General features: G+C 68.1%; 14 protein-coding genes. 8 read left to right on the top strand and 6 right to left on the bottom strand.

The window, feature by feature from the left end; all coding sequences use genetic code 11:
* Positions 1-7 precede the first annotated feature (7 nt).
* From QRN67_RS04835 to QRN67_RS04805, 7 genes are all read left to right on the top strand, one after another.
* Positions 8-781: a sterol desaturase family protein gene (locus tag QRN67_RS04835; RefSeq protein ID WP_285410812.1), complete on the top strand. Its 774-nt coding sequence runs from the start codon at positions 8-10 to the stop codon at positions 779-781.
* Entirely contained in the window at positions 762-1,715 is a 954-nt protein-coding gene (locus tag QRN67_RS04830; protein WP_285410811.1) for a fatty acid desaturase, read from the top strand. The genes QRN67_RS04835 and QRN67_RS04830 overlap by 20 nt, the downstream gene beginning before the upstream one ends.
* 3 nt (positions 1,716-1,718) lie before the next feature.
* Positions 1,719-3,647 carry an iron-containing redox enzyme family protein gene (locus QRN67_RS04825; RefSeq protein WP_285410810.1) on the top strand — a complete coding sequence of 643 codons (1,929 nt, stop codon included), beginning with the start codon at positions 1,719-1,721 and terminating at the stop codon, positions 3,645-3,647.
* A complete protein-coding gene (locus QRN67_RS04820) occupies positions 3,628-4,542 on the top strand; it encodes a DUF6999 family protein (RefSeq protein ID WP_285410809.1) in 915 nt (304 codons plus the stop codon). The genes QRN67_RS04825 and QRN67_RS04820 overlap by 20 nt, the downstream gene beginning before the upstream one ends.
* Positions 4,543-4,559: 17 nt before the next feature.
* Entirely contained in the window at positions 4,560-4,931 is a 372-nt protein-coding gene (locus tag QRN67_RS04815) for a hypothetical protein (protein ID WP_285410808.1), read from the top strand.
* Positions 4,918-5,148 carry a hypothetical protein gene (locus QRN67_RS04810; protein WP_081266289.1) on the top strand — a complete coding sequence of 77 codons (231 nt, stop codon included), beginning with the start codon at positions 4,918-4,920 and terminating at the stop codon, positions 5,146-5,148. The genes QRN67_RS04815 and QRN67_RS04810 overlap by 14 nt, the downstream gene beginning before the upstream one ends.
* A gap of 235 nt (positions 5,149-5,383) precedes the next feature.
* Positions 5,384-5,971 (top strand): hypothetical protein, encoded by a 588-nt coding sequence (locus QRN67_RS04805; protein WP_081266290.1) that lies wholly within the window; start codon positions 5,384-5,386, stop codon positions 5,969-5,971.
* Between the two features lie 19 nt (positions 5,972-5,990).
* On the opposite strand, the gene QRN67_RS04800 is transcribed toward QRN67_RS04805, so the two are convergent.
* Positions 5,991-6,839, bottom strand: coding sequence for a metal-dependent hydrolase (locus tag QRN67_RS04800; protein WP_285410806.1), 849 nt, complete (start codon positions 6,837-6,839; stop codon positions 5,991-5,993).
* 129 nt (positions 6,840-6,968) lie between these two features.
* Here QRN67_RS04800 and QRN67_RS04795 point away from each other — a divergent pair, with 129 nt between their 5' ends.
* A complete protein-coding gene (locus QRN67_RS04795; RefSeq protein WP_081266292.1) occupies positions 6,969-7,598 on the top strand; it encodes a TetR/AcrR family transcriptional regulator in 630 nt (209 codons plus the stop codon).
* Here QRN67_RS04795 and QRN67_RS04790 read toward each other — a convergent pair.
* Genes QRN67_RS04790 through QRN67_RS04770 form a run of 5 tightly spaced genes read right to left on the bottom strand, consistent with a single transcriptional unit; the run spans position 7,595 to position 13,107 of the window.
* Positions 7,595-8,749 carry an ABC transporter permease gene (locus QRN67_RS04790; RefSeq protein ID WP_285410804.1) on the bottom strand — a complete coding sequence of 385 codons (1,155 nt, stop codon included), beginning with the start codon at positions 8,747-8,749 and terminating at the stop codon, positions 7,595-7,597. The genes QRN67_RS04795 and QRN67_RS04790 overlap by 4 nt on opposite strands.
* Positions 8,749-9,933 (bottom strand): ABC transporter permease, encoded by a 1,185-nt coding sequence (locus QRN67_RS04785; protein ID WP_285410803.1) that lies wholly within the window; start codon positions 9,931-9,933, stop codon positions 8,749-8,751. Before QRN67_RS04785 ends, QRN67_RS04790 begins: the two co-directional genes overlap by 1 nt.
* 7 nt (positions 9,934-9,940) lie before the next feature.
* Positions 9,941-10,927, bottom strand: a complete 987-nt coding sequence (locus tag QRN67_RS04780; protein WP_503010867.1) for an HlyD family secretion protein — start codon at positions 10,925-10,927, stop codon at positions 9,941-9,943.
* Positions 10,927-12,366 carry a TolC family protein gene (locus QRN67_RS04775; RefSeq protein WP_285410800.1) on the bottom strand — a complete coding sequence of 480 codons (1,440 nt, stop codon included), beginning with the start codon at positions 12,364-12,366 and terminating at the stop codon, positions 10,927-10,929. Before QRN67_RS04775 ends, QRN67_RS04780 begins: the two co-directional genes overlap by 1 nt.
* A 3-nt stretch (positions 12,367-12,369) precedes the next feature.
* Entirely contained in the window at positions 12,370-13,107 is a 738-nt protein-coding gene (locus tag QRN67_RS04770; RefSeq protein ID WP_081266297.1) for a MerR family transcriptional regulator, read from the bottom strand.
* Positions 13,108-13,125: the final 18 nt, after the last annotated feature.

Here is a 13,125-nt window from a genome sequence, read left to right as displayed (position 1 = left end):
TTGGGGGATGGCGCAGACTTTCACTTCGTTGTCGGCCCCGCAGGTCATGCTGTGGGGCCTGCTTTTCTTTGGCGGGATCTATCTCTGTTTCGGCGGACTGACCTGGCTGCTGACGAAGCGCCTGCTGCCCGCGCTGGGCATCGGGCGGCCGCTCGATCCGCGGCCGCTGCAGCCGGGGCAGTTGCGGCGCGAGCTGGGGCAGTCGGGCGTGTCGGTGCTGATCTTCGGGCTGGGCATGGTGTTCCCTTGGGGCTTGCTGCAGCTGGGCTGGGCGCGGCTCGACGGCGACGCGGGCTGGCTGCAGATCACGCTGGAGATCCTCGTGCTCGCGGTCTGGAACGACGTGCATTTCTGGGTCAACCACCGCCTGCTGCACACGCGCTGGCTGCGGCGCTTTCACGGGCCGCATCACCGGTCGTTCGTGACCACGCCATGGGCCACCTACAGCTTCCACCCGATCGAGGCGCTGATGCTGGGCAACGTGATCCTGCTGCCGATGGTGCTGCACGACTTCAGCTTCTGGTCGCTCGCGGCGGTGCCGGTGTTCAGCCTGTTCTTCAACTGCGTCGGGCATTCGAACTACGACTTCTTCACGGGCGTGTCCTACAGCCACTGGTTCGCGGCGAGCCGGCGGCACCATCTGCACCATGCCGTTCACAACGGCAACTACGGCTTCCAGTTCACCTTCATGGACCGCCTGTTCCGCACGCGCATTGCCGCGGACGCCGCCGAACCGCTCTTCCGGGCCTTCCACCAGAAGCATGGCGCGACCACCGCCTGACGCGCGACCCCGGCTGCCGAGCCTGCGCCACTGGCGGGACTGGCAGAGCCTTGTTTACCTCGCGGCGCTGCCCGCACTGGCGGCATGGCAATGGGTGCACGGCTTCAACGCCGTGATGTATGGGCTGATGCTGTTCCTCACGCTCGGCGTCGGCGTCATTCACCACAACCACGTGCACCTGCGCATGTGGCGCGGGCGGCGCCTGAACCGGCTGACCGACTTCTGGATCACGCTGCTGCAGGGGCACCCGACCTTCGTGTTCTGGCCCGCGCACGTGGACAACCACCATCGCCATCGGCATGGGCCGAAGGACGTGGCGCGCACCTACCGTTTCGGCGGCGACACCAACCACCTGTGGGGCTACCTGCTGCATCCGTTCCAGGCGGTTTGGGTGCTCATGCCGGTGTTCTTCGGCTGGCTCGCGCGGCTGCGGCGGCACCGGCGCGGCGCGTGGCGCTACTGCATGGCGCAGTACGCGCTGTGGCTGGTCAGCTGGACGGTGCTGCTGGCCGTCGACTGGCGCAAGGCGCTGCTCTTCGTGATCGTGCCGCAGCTGCATGGCCTGCACTGGCTGCTGGCGACCAACTACCTGCAGCATGCGCACGCCGACGGCCGCAAGCCGGCGCCCAACGGTGTGGCCAAGGGAGCGCCGGGCGATACCCCGGGTAGCCGGCTGAACTACGCCCGCAATTTCGAGGGGCTGGTGAACCCATTGCTGTTCAACATCGGCCTGCACACCGCACACCACGAGAACCCGCATGCCCATTGGTCCGAGCTCACGCATCTGCATCGCACGCGCTACCGCGCGCGGGTCGATCCGGCGCTCAACGAGGGCGGGCTGGTGCCGTACATGGCGCGCGTTTTCGTGCTGGGGGCCGTGTGGCCGCGTTTTCGCAGCCGCTCGCTGATGCCTCCCGATTCCCCAACCCACTGAACCATGCCTGTTTCATTCCAACGCGTGTACCTAGAGAGCGCCGGCTACTTCATGCCGGGCGAACCCATTCCCAATGACCGCATGGACGCGTACATCGCGCCGCTCAACCGCATGTCGGAGCGCATCAAGCGGCGCATCCTGGCCGAGAACGGCATCCTCACGCGGCACTACGCCATTGACGCGGAAGGCGTGACGCAGCAGACCAACGCGCAACTGGCGGCCGGCGCCATTCGCGACTGCCTGCGGCGCGGCGGGGCCGAGCTGTCGCGGGTGTCGATGCTGGCCAGCGGCTCCTCGGGCGGGGACACGCTGATGCCGGGCTTCGCCAACATGATCCAGGGCGAACTGGCGGCGCAGCCGATGGAAACGCATTCGGTGCACGGCATCTGCGCGGCGGGCGTTTCGGCGATCCAGGCGGCGGCGCAGGGCATCGAGCTGGGCGCGCACCGCTCGGCGTTGGCAGTGGCCAGCGAGATGCCGTCGCGCCTGTTCAAGCGCTCGCGCTTCGCCGCGCGCGGCTACGAGACCGACTTCGACTCGCACTTCCTGCGCTGGATGCTGTCCGACGGCGCGGGCGCGCTGCTGCTGTCCGACGGCTCGCCCGCGCTGGCGGGGTCGCCGGGGCTCAGGCTGCGGCTGAAGTGGGTGCACCAGCGCGCCTTCTCGGGCGACTACCCGGTCTGCATGCAGCTAGGCCTGACCGAAAACCGCGACGAGCACGGACGAGGCCACCTCGACTTCGGCTCCTGGGCCGAGGCCGAAGCCGCGGGCGCGCTCTCACTGCGGCAGGACATCCGCCTGCTGCCGCACCTGTTCGACATCGGCATCCACGAATACGCGGGGCTGGTGCGCGACGGCTGGGTCGATCCGAAGCGGGTCGATCACTTCCTGTGCCACTACTCGTCGGAAAAATTCATCCCGGTGGTCGAAGACCTGATGGCCAAGGCCGACCTGTCGATTCCGCGCGAGCGCTGGTGGAGCAACCTCGCGTGGCGCGGCAACACCGGGGCGGCGTCGATCCTCGTGATGCTGGCCGAGTTTTTGCACACCAAGGCGCTGAAGCCCGGCGAGCAGATCTTCTGCTACGTGCCCGAGTCGGGGCGCTTCATGGCGGCGTACATGCTGCTCGAAGTGGAAGTGGCCGATGCCGCGCCCGCGGCGGTCGCGCCCCGCGTGGCCGTGGTGCCCGACGACGACCTCGTCATCGCCCCGCCGCACGACCCGGCCGCCGCGCCCGAAGGCCTCGGCGCGCTGCTGACCGAACTGGCCGCCATCTGGCACGACTACCGCTCGCGCGTGTGGCGTACGCCGCTGGTGCGCCAGATCCGCGAGCGCCGCTTCGCCGTGCCCGACTACCTGAACTGGATGGAGCAGTGGGTGCCGCAGGTGCGCGAAGGCAGCCTGTGGATGCGCGAAGGCGCGGCATCGCTCAGCGAGCCCTACCAGATGCTGGCCTCGCTGATCGGCGTGCACGCGGGCGAGGAGCAGAACGACTTCAACATCCTGTTCAGCGACTACCGCAAGGCCGGCGGCACGGTCGAATCGATCGACGAGTTGCGCCGCAACCCCGGCGGCGAGGCGCTCAATGCCTACCTGCACGGCCTTGCGGCCACGCGCGACCCAATCGGCCTGCTGGGGGCGATCTACATCATCGAGGGCACGGGCCAGCGCATCGTGCCGGCGTTGCTGCCGCTGCTCAAGGCCAGCCTGAAGCTGCCGCCCGACGCCTTCCGCTTCCTCGAGTACCACGGGCACAACGACGAGCACCACCTGGGCCGCTGGCTCACCGCCGTCGAGATGGTCATGGCCGTCGAGGGGCAGGCCCGCGCCGCGCGCCAGATCACCGACACCGCGCGCCACACGGCCGCGCTGTACCTGATGCAGTTCCAGCACATCACGGAGCGAATGACAGATGCCCAGCAGAACGCCTGATTTCCTGACCCAGGCGCACGACGAGCGCGACCCCAGCCCCTGGCTGGCGCTCTATCTCGACCAGAGCACGCCGCTGCCCGACAACGTGAAGGAGGCATGGCTGGCCGATTCGAGCTCCGGCTCGCGGCAATACCTGCTGCCGTTCCTGCGGCCGATTGCGCGGCTGACGATCATCCTGATCCAGATCGTGAAGGTGTTCGTGCCGCGCAACTGGTCGCACTCGATGCTGCTGCACCGCTTCCTGGCCTGGGGGCTGAAGCGCTTTGTCTCGCCAGAGGCCAACTGGCTGATCCTGCGGCATTTCCACCTGGGCTCGCAGGTGCTGTCCTTCATCGGGCGCAATTCGCCGGCGCCCGTGGCCACCAACCCGCTGGAGCCGGCCGACATCGACGCGCTGAAGGACGAGATGTTCCTCAAGCACGACCTGAACCTCTTCAACTTCGTAATCCGGCTGAACACGGCGCTGCGCGACAGGGGGCTGACGCTGTGCAAGGCGGAAAAGGTCGATTTCTCGATGATCAAGGAGCCGCCCCTGCGGCTGGAGGACATGCCCCAGGGCAGGCTCAATTTCCTCGACCTGCAAAGCGCCATCGAGCTGTTCACGCCGCTCTACCAGCTGATGCTGACGGACAACGATTTCTGGCGCGCGGCCAATTCCTTGCAACTGGACGAAACCATCGGCATCTACACCGCGACCATCCTCGCCGCGCCGGAACACCTGATCCTGGTCAACAACAAGCATCCCCTGGTGCCCCTGTCGACCCTGCGGGCCGGGCACCGGCTGGTGATCCACGGGCTTTCGACCGAAATGCTGCACAGCCTGCTCCAGCGCATGCAGGCGGCGCAACAGGCGGGGGAAGGGGAGACATCCCTGTACGACCAGCCACTTGCATAGGCGTATGCTGCCCCCAGATGCAAACCATGAACACGACCCGCAATCCGTCTCCCAAGACCGATCTGGCAGTGACCCACGTGCTGGCTCAACTGCTGGAAAAGTTCGAGCACAGCCCCGTGCCCGTCGGCGCCGAGCAATACCGCTCGGTGGTCGAGCACCTCGTCCACGAGTTCGAGGATGTCGAACAGGGGGCCGAACTGGGCCGCCTGCTCGACGCCTACCCGGCCGCGGCCGAGGTGTACGAAAATCTCAACTATCAGCACGCCGGCCTTTGCCGGTCGGCGCTCGACGCTTCTCTTTCGGCCGAAGTCAGTGCCCGTGAAGCCATTGCCCGCGCCATGCGCGGTGCCCAACCGAACAACAAGGACAAGACGCATGGCGAAGGGTGAAGTAAAGACGGCGGTGGTGGCGGACGGCCTGCGCTACAAATCGAAGACGCCGGGCTCGCCGTTCAGGGCCTCGGCATCGTTCAGCGGGGCGACCATGTCCTGCTTCATGTGCGGCAAGCACCGCGTGCGCTCGCAATTGCGCACCCGCCAGGTGCTGGGCAAGTCGCAGACGGTTTGCGCGCCTTCCTGCAAGGCGCTCGACGAAGCCCTGGAATAAGCCCGTTCGGTCTTGCCGCTAGCACGGCGGCGAGACGTTTTGGCGACATTTCCTTGCGCCCAGGTCACGGATTGGCTTCCCCGGCGACTCGATTTGGATATACAGTTGGAAACAAATAATGCACGTAATTGCATTTATTCAAAAGTTCTAATTTCAGTCGTCTCAATGAATTGCAGCCAAGCCGTTGACGTCCTTCGCAGGGCGTGGATTTCAACGCTCGCAAAGGGGTTCAGCCATGGCTAAGCCGCGTCATGTCGTCATGCAGGTGGTCAGGCGTTCATCGGGTAGCGCCACGCACCATGTCGAATTCCTCATGGACGACAACTTCGCGGAGCGGCTGCGCCAGCTGCGTTCGCTGGTGCCGCCTCTCGGCAGCCTCAACAAGCAGCGGGATCTCGTCATCGACAAGGTGCGCGTTCGCCTGCCGAATGCCATCTGGCGCTCCGGCAACGAGATCGACGCGGACGGGGGCGTGGACGGTTCCTGCATCGTCATTGCGGCGGAAGGCTCGTTCAACTGCGGTGGCAAGGACCGCAAGACGCGCGAGAAGCTCGTGACGTACAACTTTTCGATTGCGCGACTGATCGAGCTGCATGCCGAGCGCGCCGAGGGCGAAACGCTCTACATCCGCGACGGCGTGTTTGCCAACGACGAGCCTGCCGAGTCACCCGCCGGCCGCTGGGTCGCGTCGATGCATGAACTCGAAGTGGTGATGCGGGTGCCCGACGCCCCGTCGGACTTCGACACGCTGCACGACCTCACGCTGCGCCCCGAACACCAGCAGTCCGGCGGCAATACCACGCAGCGCGCCACCTTCTTCTGATCTTCTGACGCGGTAGTTCTCAGCAGCGCGCCGCGGCCGCTTCCGGCGCCGGGCCGCCGACGGGCGTGTATTGCGCCCGGTTGTTCTCCAGCCAGCGTTCGGACAAGGTGCTGTCCTGCTGCATCGGATGGAAGTCCGCGCGCAGGTAGCTGCGCCAGCCCGCGAGGTTGCCGCGCAGCAGGCCATCGCGGCTCAGCAGAATGCGCGCCGCGCTCTTCCAGGTCGACCACTTCCACAGCTGCTTCTCGTGGCGCAGGTTGTCGACGGTCTGGCGCATCAGGTCGCCCAGGAACATCATCGTCACGCGGCGGAACCAGCGCTTGCGCCATTCGTCGGAGCCGCCAGCAGCCTTGTAGATGTCGAACGCGACACTCTTGTGCTCCAGCTCTTCGGCGCTGTGCCAGAGCCACATGGTGCGCAGCCGGGGCTCGGCGCCGTCGAGGATGCCGGGGTGGGCGAGCAGCCATTCGGCGAACATGGCGGTGAAGTGCTCGGTGGCAGCCGTGACCGCCAGCGCATGGCGCGGATCGGCGTCTTCCATCAGTTTCAGGCGCTTGCTGGCGCGTGCCGTCCAGCCGTCGACCAGGCCCTGGCTCTCGAGATGGCTGTTGAACAGCGAGTGAATGCGCCGGTGCGTCGCTTCCTGGCCGATGAAGCCGCGCACGTCGGCGCGGTGCTGTTCCTGCACCTCGAGCGGCAGGGTGGCCACGGCATCGCGCACGGCGTCGATGAAGAATTGTTCTCCGAAGGGGAAACTCATCGACAGGGCATTGAAGAAAGCGGTCGAGAATGCATCGCCGCCGCACCAGTCTCGGGCGAACGGCGGTTGCAGGTCGATCAGAAGGCGTCGGACAACGAGTTCAGTCATGAAATCAAGCCTCGAAGAAAGCACGCAATGCGTGGGAGGAGGGTTGGTACATCTTCGTACCGCATGCCTCCATGGTGCGGTCGGTTGGTGGTACTGTCAAGTACCAGGGCGTAGGAAAATGTTCCATCCATGAGCGAAACCATTGAAAAGGCCGTGACGCCGAAGTCTCCCGACGGCCCGGCGAGCGAGCATTACAACCGGCTTCTCCAAGGCATGGCGCAGGCGGTGGCGGCCAAGGGCTACGCCGAGACGACCATTGCCGACATCGTGCGCGAGGCCGCCGTGTCGCGCCGCACGTTCTACGAACATTTCAGCACCAAGACCGAATGCCTGATTGCGCTGTATGAAACCGCGAGCCGGCTCGCCCTGCAGGCGGTGAGCGAAGCCTTCGACCCGGTGCAGCCCTGGCATGCGCAGGTCGAGCAGGCCATGACGGCGTATTTCGATTACCTCGCGCAAGACCCGGTGCTGCTGCGCACGCTCTTCGTGGAGATCCTCGGACTGGGCATGCCGGGGCTGGTGGTGCGCCGCCGGGTGAACGACGAGATCGCCAACTTCATCCAGGTCGCCATCAACAGTGCCGGCGGCGCCGAAGAGCCCTCGGCACACCTGACGAGCGAGATGGCGATGACCGTGGTCGGCGGCATCAACGAACTGGTGCTGCAGGCCATCGAGCAGGACCGCGCGGGCGATCTGCGCGAACTGGTGGCGCCCGCGACCCGGCTGGTGCGGGCCGTGGCTGCCGAAAGCCTGCGCTAGGCGCGCCGGGCTTGCGCGCTGCCGCGCGGCGCGGCAGCCAGCCGCAGCGCGAGCAGGCCGGCCAGCGTCAGCGCCAGCAGTGCGCCGAGATAGGGCAGCACGTCATGCAGCGGCGCCCCCATCTGGTTGAGGCGCAGCGAGCCCTGGATGCCGGCGGTGCTCGGAAACAGCCAGCGCAGTGCCTGCAACGGCCCCGGCAAGGCCTCCACCGGCCATGAGAAGCCCGAGAGAAAAGCCATCGGCAAAGCAGTGAACAACAGCACCTGCAAGGCCCGCTCGCGGTCGCGGAACCAGCAGCCCAGCAGCAGGCCGAACGTGCAGATGGCAGGCACATAAAAAGCGAGCAGCACCATCGCTCCCAGCGGGTTGCCGCCGCGCGGGTAGTCCTGCAGGAAGAACACCCAGCCGAAATAGAACAGCCCGCTCAGGAAGCCGAAACCCGAAAGCGCGCCCAGCCGCCCCAGCCACGCGCCCATGGAAGCCCGCAGCCGTTCGGCTTCGGCCCAGGTGCCGGCCAGCATCGCCGCGCCCATCAGCAACGTCTGCTGCAGTATCAGCAGGGCCACCGCCGGCACCACGTAGCTGCCGTAGCCTTCGGTCGGGTTGAACAGCGCCACCAGCTGCGTGTTGAGCGGGCTGCGGCTGCGCGCGGCCTGCACCGCGCTCTGGCCGCCGGCCTGCAGCTTGCGTATCTCCACGCCCGCCGACACGGTGCCGACCGCTTCCGAGAAACCGTACAGCACCGCCTTGTTCAACAGCGCATACGCGCCGTTGCCTTCGATGGTGACCACCGCCGGGGTGCCACGCAGCACGTTGCGCTTGAGGTCCGCCGGCAGCAGCGCGTAGCCCTCGATCTCGCCGCGCCAGAGCGCCTGCTGCGCCTCGTGCACGTCGGAGGTGACCATGCGCACGTCCAGCCGCGGATTGGCCATCGCGAAGCGCGCGATCTGGCGCGACAGCGCGCTGTGGTCCTGGTCGACCACCGCCACCGGCACGCGCGTGACGGCCTGCGTGCCGTAGGGCCACGGATAGAAGAAGCCGTAGATGACCGGCGCGATCAGCATGATCAGCAGCACGCCCTTGTCGCGCAGTACCGCCAGGGCGGTGTCGCGCCAGGCGGCGCCGAAGCCGGTGCGCTCGCCCGTCGTCATCAGCGGCCTCCCCAGGTGCCGGGCGCGCGGGCCGCGCGCACCAGCGCGGCGGCCGAGGCGGCCAGCAGCACGGCCGTGCCCAGCACCATCCAAAGCGGCGTCGCCACCGAATACAGCACCGGCGCGCCCATCTGCAGCTGTTCCATCTGCACGCGGATGTAGTGCGTGTAGGGCAGCAGGTTGGCCCACATGCGCGCGAACAGCGGCATCGCGACCAGCGGAAAGCCCACGCCGCCGAAAGCGAACGCCGGCGCGGTGATGAAGCCCGTGGCCGACAGCGCGGTGCGCAGCGAGCGCGTGAGGCTCGACACGAAGGCGCCGAGCGCCACCGACAGCGCCAGGAACACCGCCAGCGCGAACAGCGTCCAGCCGAGCGAACCGACCGGGTGCCAGCCGCGTCCCGCCGTGATCCACAGCATGGCCGCGATCGCCACCGCGCAGAGGCTCAGGAAGGGCAGCGCCAGCTTGCCCGCCAATGCAGCCAGCGCCTCGTGCCAGCGCGGCGCGGCGCCGAGCCATTCGCCGATGCTGCGGTCTCGCAGCTCGCGGCCCACGGACCATGCGCCGGCCGTCATCGCGAGGATGTGGAGCAGCGCGGGAATCAGCGCCGCGCCGAGGAACTGTTCGTAGTCGGTCGAGGTGTTGAACAGCGCGACCATGCTCGCCTTGACCGGCTCCATGCTCGCGCGCGCGGCCCTCATCGATTCGCCGCGCTTGTTGCGCACGGTGAGCTCGACCCCGCCCGACACCGTCGCCACGGCGGTGCGCACGTCGCGCTGGATCAGGCTCGAATGCGTGCCCAGCTGCGCGTTGTGCAGCAGCACGACCTGGCCGACGCGGCCCTGCTTCACGTCGCGGCTCAGGTCCCGCGGCAGCTGCACCGCCGCGTCGACGGCACCGCTGGCCAGGGCGCGCGCCATCTCGCCTTCGTCGCTGTATTGCTGCACCACGCGCAGGCCCGGCGTGGCGTCCAGAAAGCGCACTACCTGGCGCGAGAGCGACGAGTGGTCCTGGTCGAGCACGCCGATGGGCAGGCGCTCGGGCAGGCCGGCGGAAAAGATCCACCAGATCAGGAACACCGCGAGCAGCGGTACCCACGAGACCATGGCCAGGTCCCAGGGGCGGGTGCGCAGCAGCGCGAACTCGCGCCGTGCGCTGGCAGCGGAAAAGCCGCGCAGGCTCATCGCGGACTCAGTCGACCAGCACGCTTATGCCGGGACGCGCGCCGTCGATGGGCTTGAGCGGGCGCGCGCGGACCTCGAAGGTGCGCACGTCGAAGCCCGCGCCGCCGCGCGTGGCGCGCCAGGTCGCGAAGTCGGGCAGCACGGCGCTGTAGTAGACCTTGAAGCGGGCGGTGCGCTTGTCTTCGGGCAGCGCGGGCAGTCGTGCGTCGAATTCATTGCCGAGCGCGAAACGGGAGAGCCGGTCTTCGCGCACGTTGAGCACCACCCATTGGTCGCTCAGGTCGACAACGGTGACCACGGCCACACCCTGCGGCGACAGTTCGCCCACCTTGGCCAGCACCTTCGCCACCTCGCCACCGACGGGGCTGCGAAGCTCGGTCTCGGCCTTGGCGGCTTCCGCCTCGGCCACCACGCCGGCCACCTGGCGGGCCTGCGCGCTGGCGGCGGCCTTGTCCTCGGGGCGGGCGCCGGTGCGCGCCATGTCGTATTGCGCCCTGGCCGCGATGGCGGCGTCGCGCGAGGCTTTCCAGTTGGCTTCGGCCTCGTCGCGCTTCTGGTCGGCCACCAGGCCCTCGCGCGCCAGCCCGTCGACGCGGCGGAACGAGGTCTGCGCCAGTTGCGCGGCTGTTTCGGCGCGCTGCCATTGCATGCGCGCCATTTCCACTTCCTGCGGGCGGGCGCCGTTCTGCGCCTTGTCGGCCACGGCCTGCGCGGCCTGTTCGGCGGCAGTGGCCTGCGCGAGCTTGGCGCGCACTTCGGGGCTGTCCATGCGCACCAGCACCGCGCCGGCCTGGATGCGGTCGCCTTCCTTCACCGCCACTTCGGCCACGCGTGCCGTCACCTTGCCGGCGACGTCGGTCTCGCGCGCTTCCATCTGGCCCTGGAAGACCTCGGGGGCTGGTTGCGACGCGCGCCAGAAGCCCCAGACCAGCAGCGCGAGCACGAGCAGCGCGACGAGGATCGCGATCAGTTTTCGGGTCTTGGCACTCATCATCAATTCACCTTCACGTCTGCACGCGCGATGTAGTCGGAAAACTTCTCGGACAGGCCCGCGCTTTCGAGCAGTTGCGCGAGCGCCTGCACGTAGTCGTTGGCGGCTTGCGCGCGTTCGGTCAGCACCTTGGCCTGGTTGGTCTCGGCATCGATCAGGTCGAGCGTGGTGCTCGTGCCTTCGCGCAGGCCGGAGGTGCGCAGCTTGACGACCTCTTGCGCCAGCTCGACCGAGGCCTTCATTTCCAGATACTGGCGGCGCGCGTTTTCCAGCGCGCGCCAGTTGCGCTCGACCAGCAGCGCGATGTCGCTGCGCGCCTGGGCGCCGGTGCGTTCTGCCTGCTCGACCTGCTTGAGCGATGAGGCGGACAGCGCGTCGCGGTCTATCGAGTCGTACAGCGTCCAGCGCACGCCGACGCCGGCCACCCAGTCGGCGTTGCCGCTCTTGATTTCGCGCGTGCCGAAGGCGATGACCTGCGGGCGGCGCAGCGCTTCCTCGCCCTCGTGCAGTTGCTCGGCCTGCGACTTCTTGGCCGCGACCTTGCCCAGGCCCGGATGCCGCGTGAGCGCCGAATCGATGAAGTAGCCCAGCGGCTCGACAGGCGTGCTGATGAGGAACAGCGGCGTCTGCGGTACCACCGTGCCGTCGGCGCGCAGCGTGCGTGCGAGCGCCACGCCGGCCAGCGCGGCGTCGTTCTCCGCCTTGCGGGCGTTGCGCCGCGCTTCTTCATAGGCGGCGCTGGCCTGCAGCCGCTCCACGCGCGAGATCACGCCGGCCGCGAGCATCTTCTGCGCCGCTGAATCGTGCTGCGCGATGGTGCGCTCGGCCTGCGCGCGCAGCACGGCCGCGCGCTGCGCCAACTGGGCGCCGAAGTAGCGCTGCACCAGCAGCGTGTCGACCTCGTGGCCGGCCTGCTCGGCATCGGCTTCGGCCTCCCGCGTCTGCGCCGACACGAAGCCGCGCACCGCATCGGTCGCGCCGCCCAGGTAGATCGGCCACACGGCGGAGATCGAAGCGTTGGCGCCGCTGTCGTGCCGGTTCAGCGTGTAGCTGTTGGGCAGCTGCGGAATCGGCACGCGCGAGACAAGGCTCTGGATCGACGACGGCAGCGCCGAGCCGATCTGCCCGAGCTTCTGGTTGAGCGGATCGAGGTCGAGGTTCAGGTTGGCGTTGTAGGCATAGGCCAGCCCCGAGACGGCGACCGTCGGGCCGCCCAGCCCCTTGAGGCCCTGGCTCTGCAGTTCCTTGGCGTCGACCGCCGCGCGGGCGGCGGCCAGCTTGTCGGAGCGGTCGACCATGCGGGCGCGGGCGGCGTCGAAGCTCAGGGCCAGGGCGCTGTCGCCGCGGGGCTGCGCCTGGGCTTGCGCGAACGCCGGGCCGGCCAGCATCAGCAGCGCCGGCAGCAGCAACAGGGAGGGATGAAGGGGGCGGAAGCTTGTCATCGGTCAGGCGGTCTTGTGCAGCAGGGCGTCGAGTTCCTGCTGCAGGATCACGGGGAACGCGGCTTGCACCGCGCCGGTGGCGAGCGGCCGCGCCTTCTCCAGCAACTGGGCCGTGCGTTCGGCGTCGATGGCGTCGCCCGTCAGCAGGCTGTCGGCCAGGGTGCGCAGCCAGTGCCTTGCCACGGTGCGCAGGGTGCGCGCCATGGTTTCCTGCATGCCGATGACCTGCTCCAGCGGCAGGCCGAGGGCGGCGAGCTGCTCGGCCACCTGCCCGAGTGCGGGGCTGAGCATTTGAACCTGCCCGTCGGGCAACTCGCGCATGAGCCCGGCCTTGCTGGCGCGGGCGAGCAGGGCGGGCGTCATCTGGCCGTTCCACTTGGCAGCGAGGCTCTTGGCGGACACGACCACGGGCGTTTCCGAAGCGAACAGGCTGCCCGACATCGAGCGTGCGACCGAGACGAGGTCACCCCACACGGAAGCCGGTGCACGCCCGAAGATGCGGCGGATCGCCTCGATGCCGAAGCCCTGGTCGCGCAGCTCGCGGATCAGCGCGAGGCGCTGCGCATGGTCTTCGCCATAGAGCCCGAGGCGGCCGCGCAGACGGGGCGGCGGCAACAGCCCCGCGGTGGTGTAGGCGCGGATGTTGCGCACCGTGACGCCGGTACGCGTTGCCAGTGCCTCGATGGAAAGATCCTCGGCGGCAGGGGTGGCATCGGCAGCAGGCACGGCGGGCGTGTTCATCCGACAGATTGTATGTTA

It is taken from the genome of Variovorax sp. efr-133-TYG-130, assembly GCF_030208835.1.
Taxonomy (GTDB): Bacteria; Pseudomonadota; Gammaproteobacteria; order Burkholderiales; family Burkholderiaceae_C; genus Variovorax.
This window is presented reverse-complemented; position numbering and strand designations above follow the sequence as displayed.